The sequence below is a fragment of the Nostoc sp. T09 genome (assembly GCF_002154695.1).
Taxonomy (GTDB): domain Bacteria; phylum Cyanobacteriota; class Cyanobacteriia; order Cyanobacteriales; family Nostocaceae; genus Aulosira.
The window spans coordinates 88,934-103,952 of record NZ_MTAV01000108.1 but is presented as its reverse complement, the minus strand read 5'-3'; the positions used below and the strand labels follow the sequence as shown (position 1 = coordinate 103,952).

Below are 15,019 nucleotides of genomic sequence, written 5' to 3'. Positions count from 1 at the left end.
AATTGGATGGAGCGTTGTTTATGGATAAGAGTAAGAAACATCGACCGTACAAGATAGATAGAGAATTGGTATCAGAAATGCTGTATCTAAAAAATATCTTTACGCTTTTGCAACCAAAAAGTAACAAGCAAATAAATTGCTGTATGCAATAATAAAAGTCCCCAATTCAAATTTAAGTTTCCCCATGTTGCTTCGTAAACTAATGTATGTTCAAATGGCTGGGGAACTGTACTACCGTCTACTAATCTTGTTGGTTCTGGCACTAAGCCATTGACATTTACCAAAGAGCCATAAGCTCCTACTGACCAACGACTTAACATTAGCCATGATAAAAATTTATTCACACCTTCCTGTGTTTTAAATAAAACTCCAGAAAAGATAATTTGGGGTAGTAGTAGTAATGGTAGAGCGCTATTTGCTTGGCTACTATTTTTAACAGTTGTGGATACGAGTAAACCTAAGCTAGAACTGGCTAATAATGTTAAAAAAGTTGTAATTCCTAATCCGAGATGCCAGGAAAATAATTCTGGATTGGGAGATTTAAACCCTATGAGAATCACTGCAACTATCAGCAAAGTTTGCGCGATCGCCAAAATTGCCAAAATCGTAAATTTGGAGGCAAGATAAGCAAATAATCGCAAATTCACTAAGCGTTCTCTTAAGTAAATTGCCGATTCTTTGACAATTTCTTGCAAAGAACTAGAAAGTCCTACCCACAATGCAGCACAAGTAAAGACAAACAATACTTGCAAAGCTAATGGAGCTAAAGTTGGATCTGGTTGCTCGCCTAAGACAAAGGGTGTTTTATCTCTAATTGCTAAAGTGATTAGGCTAATACCGATAGGTGCTGTTAATAGAGAAAGGAAAAGATTGACGCGATCGCGTAATATTAATTGCCAATAACGTTGGCACAATAAAAACCACTGCTGCCAAAAGGAAACTTTCTTGCGTGTTGGCGCAAAAGACTTGGTTGGCTGTTGATTTCCAGAACTTATTTGATTGCCAACATAATGTTGATAATAGCTAGATTGCTGAAATTGAGTCGCATATCTAATAACTTCTTGCTCTTGTTCGAGTTTGATATAAATATCAGCAAAATCGTTCACACCAAAAAAATGCAAAGCTTCTTGAGGTGTGCCAAAATAGCAAAGTCTGCCACCCAGACCGAGAAACACAATGCGATCGCATCCACTAATATTAGCTGTGGCATGAGTTACTAAAATAATCGTTCTTCCTCCTTGATGCGCTAAATCCTTCAATAGCTGCATCATCTGTTTATCCAAACCGGGATCTAGTCCAGAAGTTGGTTCATCCAAAAAGAACAATTTAGGATCGGCCAGTAATTCTACGCCAATGCTAACTCGTTTGCGTTGTCCACCGCTGAGGTCACTGACTAAAGCATGACGGCGATGGCTCATTTTAATTGCTTCTAACGCCTGTTCTACCAGTGGTTGCAGATTAATATCTGGTGGTAATCGTAGCTTGGCGGCGTAGGTAAGCACCTCTGCAACGGTCAATTCACGGTGAATAATATCATCTTGCGGTACGTAACCAATTTGAGTGCGGTACAGATTGAAGTTTTTCTGCAAATCTTCGCCGTTGATCTGCACAACACCTTTGGTGATTTTCTCAATTCCTAAAAGTGTCCGCATTAAAGTTGACTTACCCGCACCACTCCCCCCAACCAAAGCCACAAACTGTCCTGGTTCAATGGCAAAAGATAAATCATCCAACCGCCGCTTACCGTTAGTTTCTAAGAGTAAATTGTGCGCTTCTAGACGAATGCGATCGCCTTGATCGAGAATTTCTAAACAATCGTCGCGCACCACCAAAGTAAACGGCCCAATACGGATTTTCGCACCATTTGACAGTAAGGCTGTCCCTGTAACTTGTTTACCGTCAATAAACACTCCATTGGTGCTATAGTCCCGCAAAATGTAGCGTCCTTGAGCATCAGTATCAATCGTCGCGTGACGCCGGGAAACGGTAGGTGCATCTAATTGCAAATTAGCTTGCGGATCGCGTCCCAATAAAATTGATCGTTGTTTTAACGGAATCGAACGCGTTGTCGGTGTAGTAACTGAGTGTGCGTTGGAGGGATTGCAGTATCTAATTTGAATGAGTTGATTGGGGTTTTGGGCAATTTGAATTTCAATACCGTGGGTTAAGTAATAGCCTTCTTTTGGAGTAATCAGCGAATGATTGATATATAACTTGTTGCTACTGGGTTTTTCTCCATCACCGTCATAAATGCGGTAGTCTGTACCATCCTGACGTAATACTGCTTGACATCGAGAAGCAACTTCCCAGTGTTGGGGAACAAGTAAATCAGCAATATTTGGGTCACGTCCCAAAATATGCTGTGGCTTTTTGAGTTCAAAGTATATAATTTGACCTTGATTGTTTAATTCTAAAAAAGGATTTGTACTTAAGACAGTCCGACTTTGTAAAGGTGGCTGTGCCATAAATTGCTTGGAAAATTAAAAGAGGTCTATTCACTCTGAAGATTGAATCGGTTAGTTGCAATACTTGTTTACTTATAAAAAATTAATTTATTACGAAGAAACTATATTAATTAGCAGTAGCAAAAGTTTATGATATTGAACAGCTAAATATCAATTATACGTAAAAACTGACAACTAAAATATTATGACCTTGACATTATTAAATAATCGTTATCAAGTTTTGCGTGTGCTTGGAAGCGGTGGATTTGGCGAAACTTTTTTAGCAGAAGATACCCAAATGCCATCTAGCCGTCGTTGTGTAATTAAACAACTCAAACCTGTGGCTAATAATCCCCAGGTTTATCAATTAGTACAACAACGGTTTCAGCAGGAAGCAGCAATTTTAGAAGAACTGGGCGATCGCAGCAATCAAATTCCCAAGTTGTATGCTTATTTTGTAGACAACGGGCAATTTTATTTAGTTCAAGAATATATTGAAGGTCACACCTTGACTCAAAAAATGCAACAACAGGGAATTTTGCATGAGAGTACAGTCAAGGGAATTTTAATTGATATTTTGCCAGTTCTGGAATTTGTTCACAGCAAGCGCATAGTCCATCGCGATATCAAACCAGACAATATAATTTTACGTTTCTCTGATGGCAAACCAATCTTAATTGATTTTGGCGCAGTCAAAGTATCAATGGGTACAGTGATAACTGCTTCTGGCAACTCGAATCAGTCAATTGTCATTGGTACGCCAGGGTTTATGCCAATGGAACAATCGGTAGGTAGACCAGTATTTTCTAGTGACTTGTATAGTTTGGGACTAACAGCAATTTACTTACTGACAGGTAAATTACCCGCAGACTTGCCTACAGATCCAGATACAGGCGACATCCTCTGGCGCAATTTTACTTTCAACATCAGCCCTGATTTTGCTGCTGTATTGGATAAAGCCATCCAATCATCACCACGCGATCGCTATCTCAGTGCTAGAGATATGCTAGCAGCATTGCAGACTCCGGTTGCACCGACTGTGCCTGTTTCCCCGCCAACATTAATTACTTCCCCTGCAACAGTAGGCTATATCACAGAGCCAACAGTCGCATCTTCACCACCTGTATACCAGCCGCAAATTCCTTCGCCATATCCAAATCTAGCAGCATCGTCTAAAGGTTTAGGAACTTGGCAACAAGGTGTAATTATTGGCGGTGCGATCGGCATGGTTGTTGTTGGTGGTTTATGGTTAGCCAAAGGACAATTATCAAACCAACCACAGCCATTGACAACCATAGCCTCATCTCCTTCCCCAACTTTCAATAATCAGGACAAATCACCTCCAACAACATCCAAATCATTGGATTCAACCTCGTCTAATTCCGATCGCGAAATAAAGCATCCTTCAACATCTACTAGCACGCAGAATCCAACTATACCTAACAATACTAATACAACCAGCACAGAAAAACCTTTAGCATCAGCATCAACACTTACAGAAGCTGGAGCAAAAAATTTAATTACTAATTGGCTACAAGCAAAGCAAGTTATGTTTGCTCCTCCCTACGATCCTCAGCCAGCTTCTGAGTTAACTACTGGTGAACAATATGAGCAAGTTGCTGGATATGATGGCTCAATTAACTCTCTCAAAACTGATGGTCATTCTTATAAATATGGTGTCCAACAAATTGATGGGGTTGATGAATTTTCAGTTAACGGCAATCAAGCTGTTATTCAACTAAAAGTTACTGAAGAACGGAAACTTATGGACAGAGATGGCAACATTCTTCCTAAAGAAACTGACTTTAAAACTAGAACAGTCCGCTATAATTTACAGTTTGTAGATCAGCGCTGGAAAATAGCTTCTACTCAAATACTTAGCAAATAATTATGAGATTTCTCTCAAAATTGCCTTATCTTACGCGAATTTTAGTAATTGCTACAGTTGTTGCAGTTGGCGTAGTCATTTGTGGTACTTTTGCAATGCGATTTTCAGCTTCAAATCCACAAGTTCAAGCTAAAAATTCTCCAACAAAAACTACAGTCGCTTCTCAACCAAACTCAATTCCAGCAGCCCTACCAACTGCAATTATTCCGACTAATTCCACACCCATTGAAGTCAGTAAAATCACACAAGTTCAGAAGAAACCAACATCTAATCAGCTGGCTTATGGGCATTTTCCCTACACACAAGCTAACTCAAACCAAATGATGCTGATTGGTAGCTATGCGACTGGTGCAGATCAACGCTTTGAGTCTTTGAATACTGAAGCTGTTCAAGCATTCATGAAAATGACTTATGCAGCCAGAGAAGTAGGCGTTTGGATTATTCCTGTTTCTGGTTTTCGCACTATCGAACAACAAGAAAAATTATTTCAAGAACAAATTAAGCGCCGGGGTTCTGCAAAAGAAGCAGCAAAAATTAGTGCCCCTGCTGGATATAGTGAACACCATACAGGCTTTGCTTTAGATTTAACAGATGGCAAATTTCCTAAAAAAGATATTACTTTTGAATTTGAAAATACTGATGCTTATCGATGGTTGACTAGCCATGCTAAAGAATTTGGCTTTGAACTGTCTTTTCCACGCAACAATAAGCAAGGAGTAAGTTTTGAGCCTTGGCACTGGCGATATGTAGGTTCATCAGATGCAGCCGCAGTATTTGCTAATGCTAGAAATCAGCGATAACTATTTCCATAGGTGTCGCTACGCGATCGCAAATAAATACTAAACTTAATTCCAAAAACTTAATTTACACTTAAAATACAAAGCAAACGCTGAAATCAAGTGCAATGAGCATTATACTTACGCCGGAGCAAGAAAGATTTATTCAAGCCAAGTTGCAAACAGGTAAATATCGTAATGCACAAGAATTGCTAGAAATTGCTTTCAGGCTACTTGATAAATACGAACATGCTGACACTGAGTGGATAAACTCTGTGCGGACAAAAATAGATGCAGCAATTACTACGAGTGAACAAACTCCGCCTATCGACGGAAAAACTTTAGTTAACCAAATTCTCGAACACTTTCAGCAAGTGCGTGAGGCGCAAGAATAAATCGTCGCTATGTAATCAACATTCTTGCTACTCAAGATCTCAAAGAAATTGCTGATTACTTTACTGCTAATAGTATCGAAGCTGGGGAACAGTTTTTTCATAAGTTTGACCGTCGTTGTGAACAATTGATAAATTTCTCTAACATGGGTAGGAGTTATGCTGAAATCTACCCTAATTTGCGTGGTCTACTTTTAGATGGGTATATTATTTTCTATAGAGTTTTGGATGATGGTATTGAAATTCTCCGTGTAGTAAATGCTCGCCGAGATTTACCATCTATATTTGAAGACCAATAATTATAATTTGTTGAATCAAAATCTGAACCATACGTAGACACTTGGAAGCCCGCAGCGTTTAACTAAATTTTTCCCTTAATTTAAAATCCCAAAATGCTATAAAGTATACAAGAATCACCCTTGTCTTGACTGGCTAACGCCAATTTATGCAAACGCTGCTGAACAATCGCTATCAAGTTATTCAGACTTTGGGAGGCGGTGGATTTGGTGAAACTTTTCTCGCAGAAGATACCCAAATGCCCTCCAAACGTCGCTGTGTCATCAAACAACTCAAACCGATTCACAACAACCCCCAGATTTATCAACTGGTACAAGAACGGTTTCAAAGAGAAGCAGCAATTTTAGAAGACTTGGGCGGCTCTACTGACCAGATTCCGACGTTGTATGCTTATTTTCAGTCAGAAGGGCAATTCTATGTAGTTCAAGAATGGGTAGAAGGGCAAACTCTCACAGTAAAAGTACAACAGCAGGGATTATTAGGTGAAAGTGCAGTCCGGGAAATTTTAGTAAATTTGTTGCCAATTCTAGAGTATATTCACTCAAAGCGCATCATTCACCGCGATATAAAACCCGATAACATTATCTTGCGTTATCGAGATAACAAACCTGTACTAATTGATTTTGGTGCAGTGCGGGAAACAATGGGAACGGTATTTAATTCCCAAGGAAATCCTACCAGCTCGATTGTAATTGGTACGCCTGGATATATGCCCAGTGAGCAAGCAATGGGTAGACCAGTGTTTTCCAGTGATTTATACAGTTTAGGAATGACAGCAATTTATTTGCTAACTGGGAAACAACCGCCAGAACTAGAAACAGATCCGCGGACTGGAGAAATTATTTGGCATCAACACGCCTTGAGTGTAAGTCCGACATTTGCAGGGGTGATAGATCGGGCGATCGCTTATCATCCCCGCGATCGCTTCGCCACTGCTAGAGAAATGCTACAAGCCTTGCAGGTTGGAGCAAATACCTTCCCGCCAACAGTACCCTATAACCATCCACCAGTAGTCAATACACCAGCAGCAACAACTCAACATACAATTCCCGTTAGTCCTGGCCCCTCTCATCAACAAAATACAATTCCAGTCAGTCCAGGCCAATCTTATCAAGCTAACAACCTACCACCAGCTAATAGGCAGAGGGGAGTCTTTGTTGCCAGTTTAGTTGCAGGTGGTTTAATAGGAACTGCTATCATCATTGGTTTTGCCCTCAACAACAAACAACCTCAACCAGTAGCACAGTCAACACAGTCAGCTAATGAATCTGCGACAGTGCGCAATGAACCGCAGGAGACTCCAACACCCATAAGAACTACAGATTCTTCTCCTACAGCAATTCCTAGTCAAACCCCATCTCTGCAAGTTCCTTCCTCAACACCAACACCAGTTGATCGGCCATCGCCAGAACAAGCTGTACAAAATTATTACGCAAATATTAATCAAGGTCAGTTTCAAACTGCTTGGAACCAGCTATCTCCTAGCTTACAAAATAATCGAAAGCTTCACCCTAATGGTTATCTTTCCTATATAGATTGGTGGGGAAACAGGGTACAAAGCGTATCTGTTCAGCAAGTTAATTTAGTGCAAGCAAGTGCAGAAACAGCAACCGTTAATGCTCGTTTGCAATACTCAATGAAAAATGGAAAAATTGCCCCTAGTTCTGTAAATTTCTTGTTATTATGGGATGCCGAAAATCGCAGATGGGTTGTTGGTGATGCCAGGTAGTTTATGGTTCGTAGTCAGCAGTTTATTGGTTCAAAAAAAAGTTCTAGCTTTTACTATAAATCTGATAGTAATTCTAAACTGTGAACGGATATAATCAACCACAATAAATGATTAAGCTATTAAATTTATTATTTTAAATGTAAAATTAGCAAACCAACAAAAACCATAATAAACATACCTACTAAAAATAGGTTATCTGCAATTAATTCAAAGTTTCTATTATTATTCCTAATAGATATATAGGATAAGAAACAAGAAGTAATGAACACAAGCGTATCAAATCCTAATATATCATCGGCATAGGTTTTCATGTGAAAATTTATTGTCCTCAAAAACGTAATCACTGTTACGCATACACCAATCATTGTTGAAGCCGTTGGTAGGATGTGGTAGGATAAAGCTTGTTTTGGTTGTTTTTGCTGCACGCTAGATTTTTCCACTAAAACTTGAAATATCCAACTATCAAGAATTTTAAATCTACTATTATTTTTAATTACTATAGGATTCATACTTTATTTTTGAAGTACAGGTAGGGTGGGCACTACCCACCGAATCAGAGTTTTGGTAGGCGATGTACACCCTACATGTAAATTTTTTCAATAATCAAATCGGATTTATATAGATATTAATGATATTTATCAATAAAGGTAAAAAACAGTTTTGCCATGCTTAATTACTTTAATTTAAACAAATTACTTATAAATTAAATGATGTATGTGTCAATTTCGTGGATAAATTATGGCGTAAATATGTCAATTATATAATGCTTAGATTTTGTCAGTTTTAGATAATAGAATTAGTTTGCTTATCAGGATTTATTTAATCATTGGGTGGCTAAAATAAATATTGCAATAATTATTTAAATAATGCCATTTTGCCTACTATCTGTGTCTTAGATAGATTTGAGGTAATAACATCCTATCCGAGTAACTATCTTAATTAACAGTTATCGTTAAAATAAAACGTTTATGCGCAAGCTTCTTAACCTAAATAGAGTCAAAACTTGATTATGTATCGCTAAAATTTTGAATGCTTGTCCATATTTAATGAGCAGCAAAATTAATAATTATTTACAGCGTATCCCATAACGGGAAAAACGGGAAATGTTGAGAGTCATAAGTCCTCGAATACTGCATTAACGTGAGTTCGATGCACAGCATTTTGACCTCACCCCCAGCCCCTCTCCTAGTAGGAGAGGGGAGCGAAAAGCCTAATTTTTCGTTGCTCCTCCCTCTCCTCGCAGGAGAGGGAGGTTGGGTGGGTGAGGTTTGTCGAATTCACGTTGTATTACGGTATAGCTGTATTGAGTGTGCTAGTAGCACTGCTACTGACCATAATCTTGCAGCCAGTTCTCAACAAAAGCATACTAGTACTGTTTTTTGCTACTAGTTGTTGATGATGATGTTGATGCACGGGAGTTTCTGGTTTTTATCCTAGAGCAGCATGGAGCGATCGCTTTGGCTTCAGCTTCCACAACAGAAGCCTTAGAACGCTTAGAACAGTTTCAACCAGATGTCTTGCTCAGCGATATTGAAATGCCAGGAGAAGATAGGTATAATTTTATTCGCCGAGTCAGAGTACTGGAATCTTCTCGAATTAAACAAATTCCGGCGATCGCACTTACAGCTTATGCCTCCAACGAAGACTGTAATCAAGCATTAAAGGCAGGTTTTCAAAGGCATATTCCCAAGCCAGTAGATCCAGCTGAGTTAATTACGATTCTTGCTAGCCTGAATGCTGACTTTGACCGCTAAATTTTGATCGATCTCAAATAGCTATTTATTTGCTGTTCTCAAACCAAATAAGCATTTTTATGTGTAGCGAATTATTGCATTTGTTAATGTCATAAATATCTATCACGGTATGTCTGAGACCATCTGGTATACATTGGAAGGAGCGATGTCTTACGACAAGCCACTAGGCGTCCACGCTTTTAACAGAGCATGACAATAACCCTTCTGAACAATCGGTATCAAGTTATTCAGGTACTCGGTGCTGGAGGTTTTAGCGAAACCTTTCTAGCAGAAGATACTCATATGCCTTCTCGCCGTCGCTGTGTAATCAAGCAACTCAAACCGCTCAGCAATGACCCGCCAACCTACCAAATGATTCAACAGCGGTTTGAGAGAGAAGCCACAACTTTAGAGTATTTAGGTAAAAGTAGTGACCAAATTCCGGAACTTTATGCCTACTTTTCTGAAAATGGGCAGTTTTACCTCGTTCAGGAATGGATTCACGGTCAAACCTTGAGAGATGTTGTCCAAGCTAAAGGATACGAAAGTGAAACTGTTGTTCGAGAAATTCTCTTAAGTCTTTTGCCTGTCTTAGACTATATCCATAGCAAGGGTATCATTCACCGAGATATCAAACCGGATAATATTATTCTCCGCTCCCCAGATAATAAGCCAGTTCTGATTGATTTTGGTGCCGTTAAAGAAACTATCCGTTCAGTGGTGAGTTCCCCAGGATTACCTGTGCAATCAATGGTAATTGGTACACCAGGGTATATGGCCAGCGAACAAGCCTTAGGACGCCCAGTTTATGCCACTGACATCTATAGTTTAGGCTTAACAGCAATTTATTTACTAACTGGCAAACAACCACAAGAACTAGAAACTGACCAGCAAACTGGAGAAATTCTTTGGCAAGATTATGCTCCTAGCGTGTCTGCTAGTTTGGTAAAGGTACTCAACCAAGCAATTAAACCTCATGCTAGCGATCGCTACAGTACTGCCAGTAAAATGCTCTATGCTTTGGAGTCTGCTAGTTACGTTATTCCCCAAACAGTTACCAGACCTGCCGCGGCTGCTAGATCAATTGGGCACACCCAGCCATTGCTTTCCTCTCAACCCCAAACAATTGCTTCTAGAAATTGGCAAAAGCCTGCTGTAATTGTCAGCAGTTTAATAGTAGGTGGATTGATTGGTGGGCTAGTAATTTCTAGCATTACCCGCCAACCAGCGTCTGAAGCACCGATTGCCACAAATTCTACACCCTCACCAGAACCTACCGATACTCCCGTTGATTCCCAACCTTCCCCGACTGCATCACCATCACCTGTGCAAGTAGTTCCAGCACCTATTCCTACCCTTAACCCCAAAGCAGAATCCAATCCTCCAGAAGCAACAACATCTCTGCCAGAAAAAGAGCCTGTAACTTCTGATACCCCTGCACCAATCGCAACATTAGCACCACAGCCAAAATCAGAAAATCAGCCACCTGTAGTTTCGACGCCAGAGGCACGTTCAACACCACAGAACAACAATCAGCCTCGCCAGTCAGCTAGTAGCAACAGACAAAGCGTTCCTGCATTTCCTACTGGTACATCAAGAAGCAGTGTGGAAGCTACTCTTGGTTCTAAAAGGGATTTAAAAGGTGTTTGGCGCAATACCCGTGCTGTCACCTATAACTTGGTGCCTAACCAAATCGATTTAGGCTACTTATTTGATCGTAAAACTGGAGCGTTACGCCAAACTGAAGCAGCTTTTGCCCAATCGGTAGATCCTCAAGTAATGCAGAGTACTTTAGATGGAATGTTAGGCGGTCAAGCGACTGAAGAAATTAAACAAGGGCTACAACAAATACAACGTCGTCAATCTGACAATTTCCAGTTTTCCAAGGGTTCAGTAAAAGGTCAGATTGTGCGGCAAAATTGTGATTTTATTTACATCAGTATTTGGGATGCAGACTTACATGATTTTGTCAGTCCATCGTCAGCTAAACAGTGTAGTTAAACAGTTTTACGTTGACAATACAAAAAAGGAGCCTGACTTAGGCTCCTAATTCAAAAATAGTAATGTAATTTTGATTACTTCACAGTTACCTTACCGCCAGCTTCTTCGATCCGCTTCTTAGCGTCTTCAGCGGCATCCTTGGCAATACCTTCCTTAACAGGCTTGGGCGCAGCTTCCACGAGGTCCTTCGCTTCTTTGAGACCCAGACCAGTAATTTCGCGGACAATTTTCAGTACGGCAATCTTCTTGTCAGCGGGAACGGATTCGAGAATTACGTCAAACTCGGTTTGCTCTTCTACTGGTTCAGCAGTAGCAGGACCTGCTGCTGGTCCAGCGATCGCAACACCAACAGGTGCTGCTGCACTGACGCCAAAAGCATCTTCAATTTGCTTAACTAACTCAGCAGCTTCTAGCAAAGTCAAGGATTTCAATTGTTCCAGAATGTTATCGGTTGTAGCAGACATTGATATAACTCCTATGATGTTTGATTTAGTTATTTGTCAATAGTCATCATTTAAGACTTTTGACCGTGCCAATTTTAGATTTTGAATTTTGGATTTTGGATTGATTTTTCGGTTTAGGCAAGGCCGCTTGTCGGTGGCAAAAATCTAAATCGTCAATCTCAAATCGCAAATCTAAAATTCAAAATTGTTTGACTGTCTATTCGCCTGCGCTTTCAGCACTATCGCCTTTTTCTCCCTCAGCCACCGCTTGCAAAGCACGCGCCAGTGAACCAGGAACTTCGTTGATACCCACGGCAATCTTGGTAGCCAAAGCGTTGATAGCTCCAGCAATTTGACCCATGAGTTGTTCCTTAGATGGCAAGTCTCCTAGAGCTTTGACATCGGGTTCTGTGAGGAGGCGACCTTCCATGACGCCGCCACGAAGCTCTGTCTTCTTGGAGACTTTTTGGAAATCTTGGTAAGCCTTAATTGCAGAAGAGAAATCTTCTTTAACTAATAAAAAGGCAGAAGACCCTTTCAGTAGTTCTGACAGTGGTTCCCATTTTTCTTGATCTTGAATGGCAATGCCCATCAGGGTGTTCTTCGTCACCTTACAAACAGTGCCACTGGGACGCAGCCGCCGCCGTAAGTCGGTGATTTCAGCAACAGTTAATCCCTGATAATCAATTACCAGTGCCAGAGTTGACTCACTCAAAGTTTCTTTGAGGTCAGCAACTATCTCTTGTTTGTTTTCTAGCGTTCTACCCATCTTTATTTCACCTCCTAAGGCAAAATCATCGATTTTCCCTACTTGTGCCTTTTGTACTGACCAACCCAAACAATAAACCCCAGTTTTTTAGACCGGGGTTTAGTAGCAAGACTCTTGCTGCCACAGCAATCACTCCATTACGGGTAGTGCTTTAGGCAATTTAGAGCTTTAACCTCGGCAGGATATTAAGCTATTAGCTCCTGCTGTCTCCGGCTTTGTCTATTTAATTTTGTCCTTTGCTGTTACAAATGACTAATAGCAAATGGCTAATAACTGAGATTAGGCTGCTTCGGTCAGTTTCAAATCCCGTAGGGCGCTGATATCGACTTTAATTGAGGGTCCCATTGTGGCAGACACATACACTGTGCGCCAGTAACGACCTTTGGCTCCTGAAGGACGATTACGATCAATTGTCTCTTGCAACGCCTTCAGGTTGACTAACAAATCTTCTGGCGAGAAGGTTGCCTTACCAAACATAACATGGACAATGCCTGTACGGTCAGCTCGGAATTCTAATTTACCAGCTTTAAATTCTGCGATCGCACTTGCTATGTCAAATGTGACTGTTCCACCTTTGGGTGATGGCATCAAACCCCTAGGACCAAGCAATTTACCCAGCTTCGCCACTTGTGGCATCACATCTGGTGTAGCAATTAGCTTGTCAAAGTCCATTCTACCTTTTTGGATCTCGTCAATTAACTCTTCTGAGCCAACGATATCCGCACCAGCATTGCTTGCTTCGTTAACCTTTTCGCCTCTAGCAATTACTGCTACACGTACCACTTGTCCAGTACCTTTAGGCAGTGCTACCGTTGTCCGCAATTGTTGGTCTGTATACTTAGGGTCAATTCCCAGCCGGATATGCGCTTCAGCGGCTTCGGGGAATTTAGCTGTTGCTGTTTCCTTGAGCAGGTTTAGCGCTTCTAAAGGTGTATAATCCCTATCTTCTACTTTGTCTTGCAATGCCTGCAAGCGGCGTGATATTTTTTTTCCCATTTTTCTCTCCAGGGGTAGTTACGAAGCTTCACTTCTCCCCCAATAATTTTTTATCATTTGTCAGTTGTCATTTGTCATTTGTATTTCTTCATTTACTAATGACTAAATAACTCTTGACTAATCTGCAATTGTTACGCCCATATTCTTGGCAGTACCTTCCACAATCTTCATCGCCGCTTCTATGTCATTGGCGTTGAGGTCGGGTAGTTTAGTTTGAGCGATTTCTTGCAATTGTGCTCTTGTGATCTTACCAACTTTCTTTTTGTTGGGTTCATTTGAGCCACGCTCAATCTTTGCTGCCTTACGAATCAGTACTGATGCTGGTGGTGTCTTGAGTACAAATGTAAAACTCCGGTCTTCAAACACCGAAATTTCTACAGGAATTACCATCCCAGCTTGGTCTGCTGTTTTGGCATTGTACTCTTTGCAAAACATCATGATATTAACGCCATGTTGACCCAAAGCAGGTCCGACAGGCGGTGCTGGATTGGCTTTTCCAGCATTCAGGGCCAGTTTAATGACCGCTACTACTTTCTTTGCCATTTTTATTTAGCTCTGTTTCTCTACCTGATTAAATTCCAACTCTACTGGTGTATCTCGTCCAAAAATCGACAGCAAGGCTTTGAGCTTACTCCGCTCTGGAGACACTTCAATAACCTCACCTTCAAAGTCTTTAAACGGACCAGAAAGCACGACTATCTTATCACCAGTCGCCATATCAATTTTGACTACTGGCTCTTGTTCGCTAGTCTGTTTGAATATACGTTCAACTTCTGAAGGACCCAGGGGTACCGGCTTAACGTGACCACGACCTTTACCGCTGCCACGTTTTTGTTCTGCTCCCACAAAATTAATTACATGGGAAGTGTTGCGTACTACCTGCCACGTGTCGTCATTCAGGATCATTCGCACCAGCACATAACCAGGGAAAACCTTTTCCTCTGTATGCTGACGACTGCCATCTTTACGGATTTTCACCGCTGGCGTATGCGGAATTTCTACTTGGATAATTTTGTCAGACACATCAAAGGTTTGGATGCGCTGTTCCAAGTTTGTCTTAACGCGCTTTTCACAGCCTGAGGCTACTTGCACCGCATACCACCGTGCTTCTTTAAGCGCTGCTTCTGCGGCTTCCTCTGACTGCAACGTTGAGTCGCGTGGTTCTTCTGTTGCAAAAGTCATCAGAACACCTGTTTTGCTGCCCAGCCAAAGAATCCATCAACCAAATAAATCAAAGATGCAGATAGTGTCACCATTAACAAAACAGCTGCTGATTCACTCACCAGTTGTTTGCGACTGGGCCAAACAACTTTTTCAAGTTCTTCTTTGGTTCCTTGAAAGAAGTTAGATAAGGTTGACCCACTTGTGTTTCCTGGGATTTCCGCTTCATTTTTTTTGGCCACAGCCGTTTATCCCCCCGTTTTCTCGACAGCTAGATGCTGCTAATTTTGATTCAGGTTTACAGCTTGACTCAATCCCAACTTAGAATCTGGAAGCAAAAAAGCTGCAAAATAATTATACCCGAAATCATCACTAATAACCGCTAATATA

15 protein-coding genes and 1 other annotated feature are annotated in these 15,019 nt (G+C 40.8%); of the genes, 7 read left to right on the top strand and 8 right to left on the bottom strand.

Annotation, left to right across the window (positions count from 1 at the left end; all coding sequences use genetic code 11):
* Positions 1-86: 86 nt before the first annotated feature.
* Entirely contained in the window at positions 87-2,465 is a 2,379-nt protein-coding gene (locus BV372_RS21445) for an ATP-binding cassette domain-containing protein (RefSeq protein ID WP_086688515.1), read from the bottom strand.
* Between the two features lie 184 nt (positions 2,466-2,649).
* On the opposite strand from BV372_RS21445, the gene BV372_RS21440 reads away from it, so the two are divergent.
* The 5 genes from BV372_RS21440 (at position 2,650) to BV372_RS21420 (ending at position 7,526) form a co-directional block, all read left to right on the top strand.
* Positions 2,650-4,332 (top strand): IMS domain-containing protein, encoded by a 1,683-nt coding sequence (locus tag BV372_RS21440; RefSeq protein ID WP_218776749.1) that lies wholly within the window; start codon positions 2,650-2,652, stop codon positions 4,330-4,332.
* Between the two features lie 2 nt (positions 4,333-4,334).
* A complete protein-coding gene (locus BV372_RS37760) occupies positions 4,335-5,132 on the top strand; it encodes a D-alanyl-D-alanine carboxypeptidase family protein (protein ID WP_256973358.1) in 798 nt (265 codons plus the stop codon).
* 104 nt (positions 5,133-5,236) lie between these two features.
* Positions 5,237-5,503 carry a type II toxin-antitoxin system ParD family antitoxin gene (locus tag BV372_RS21430; RefSeq protein WP_086688513.1) on the top strand — a complete coding sequence of 89 codons (267 nt, stop codon included), beginning with the start codon at positions 5,237-5,239 and terminating at the stop codon, positions 5,501-5,503.
* Positions 5,500-5,799, top strand: a complete 300-nt coding sequence (locus tag BV372_RS21425) for a type II toxin-antitoxin system RelE/ParE family toxin (RefSeq protein WP_086688512.1) — start codon at positions 5,500-5,502, stop codon at positions 5,797-5,799. Before BV372_RS21430 ends, BV372_RS21425 begins: the two co-directional genes overlap by 4 nt.
* A gap of 146 nt (positions 5,800-5,945) precedes the next feature.
* On the top strand, positions 5,946-7,526 hold the full coding sequence (locus BV372_RS21420; RefSeq protein ID WP_086688511.1) for a serine/threonine-protein kinase: 1,581 nt from the start codon (positions 5,946-5,948) through the stop codon (positions 7,524-7,526).
* A gap of 128 nt (positions 7,527-7,654) precedes the next feature.
* On the opposite strand, the gene BV372_RS21415 is transcribed toward BV372_RS21420, so the two are convergent.
* Entirely contained in the window at positions 7,655-8,035 is a 381-nt protein-coding gene (locus BV372_RS21415; protein WP_086688510.1) for a hypothetical protein, read from the bottom strand.
* An 870-nt stretch (positions 8,036-8,905) separates the two neighbouring features.
* Here BV372_RS21415 and BV372_RS21410 point away from each other — a divergent pair.
* Complete coding sequence (locus BV372_RS21410; RefSeq protein ID WP_086688509.1) at positions 8,906-9,280, top strand: response regulator; 375 nt, start codon at positions 8,906-8,908, stop codon at positions 9,278-9,280.
* 189 nt (positions 9,281-9,469) lie between these two features.
* Entirely contained in the window at positions 9,470-11,260 is a 1,791-nt protein-coding gene (locus tag BV372_RS21405) for a serine/threonine-protein kinase (protein ID WP_086688508.1), read from the top strand.
* A 74-nt stretch (positions 11,261-11,334) separates the two neighbouring features.
* On the opposite strand, the gene rplL is transcribed toward BV372_RS21405, so the two are convergent.
* The 6 genes from rplL to secE all read right to left on the bottom strand — a co-directional run bounded on the left by rplL (position 11,335) and on the right by secE (position 14,871).
* Positions 11,335-11,724, bottom strand: coding sequence for a 50S ribosomal protein L7/L12 (rplL, locus tag BV372_RS21400; RefSeq protein WP_086688507.1), 390 nt, complete (start codon positions 11,722-11,724; stop codon positions 11,335-11,337).
* Between the two features lie 196 nt (positions 11,725-11,920).
* Entirely contained in the window at positions 11,921-12,472 is a 552-nt protein-coding gene (gene rplJ, locus BV372_RS21395) for a 50S ribosomal protein L10 (protein WP_086688527.1), read from the bottom strand.
* A 62-nt stretch (positions 12,473-12,534) separates the two neighbouring features.
* Positions 12,535-12,703, bottom strand: a sequence feature (ribosomal protein L10 leader region).
* 48 nt (positions 12,704-12,751) lie between these two features.
* Positions 12,752-13,468: a 50S ribosomal protein L1 gene (rplA, locus tag BV372_RS21390; RefSeq protein WP_086688506.1), complete on the bottom strand. Its 717-nt coding sequence runs from the start codon at positions 13,466-13,468 to the stop codon at positions 12,752-12,754.
* A gap of 117 nt (positions 13,469-13,585) precedes the next feature.
* Positions 13,586-14,011 (bottom strand): 50S ribosomal protein L11, encoded by a 426-nt coding sequence (gene rplK / locus BV372_RS21385; RefSeq protein WP_015128148.1) that lies wholly within the window; start codon positions 14,009-14,011, stop codon positions 13,586-13,588.
* A gap of 6 nt (positions 14,012-14,017) precedes the next feature.
* Complete coding sequence (nusG, locus tag BV372_RS21380) at positions 14,018-14,650, bottom strand: transcription termination/antitermination protein NusG (protein WP_086688505.1); 633 nt, start codon at positions 14,648-14,650, stop codon at positions 14,018-14,020.
* Complete coding sequence (gene secE / locus BV372_RS21375) at positions 14,650-14,871, bottom strand: preprotein translocase subunit SecE (protein ID WP_086688504.1); 222 nt, start codon at positions 14,869-14,871, stop codon at positions 14,650-14,652. The genes nusG and secE overlap by 1 nt, the downstream gene beginning before the upstream one ends.
* Positions 14,872-15,019 lie beyond the last annotated feature (148 nt).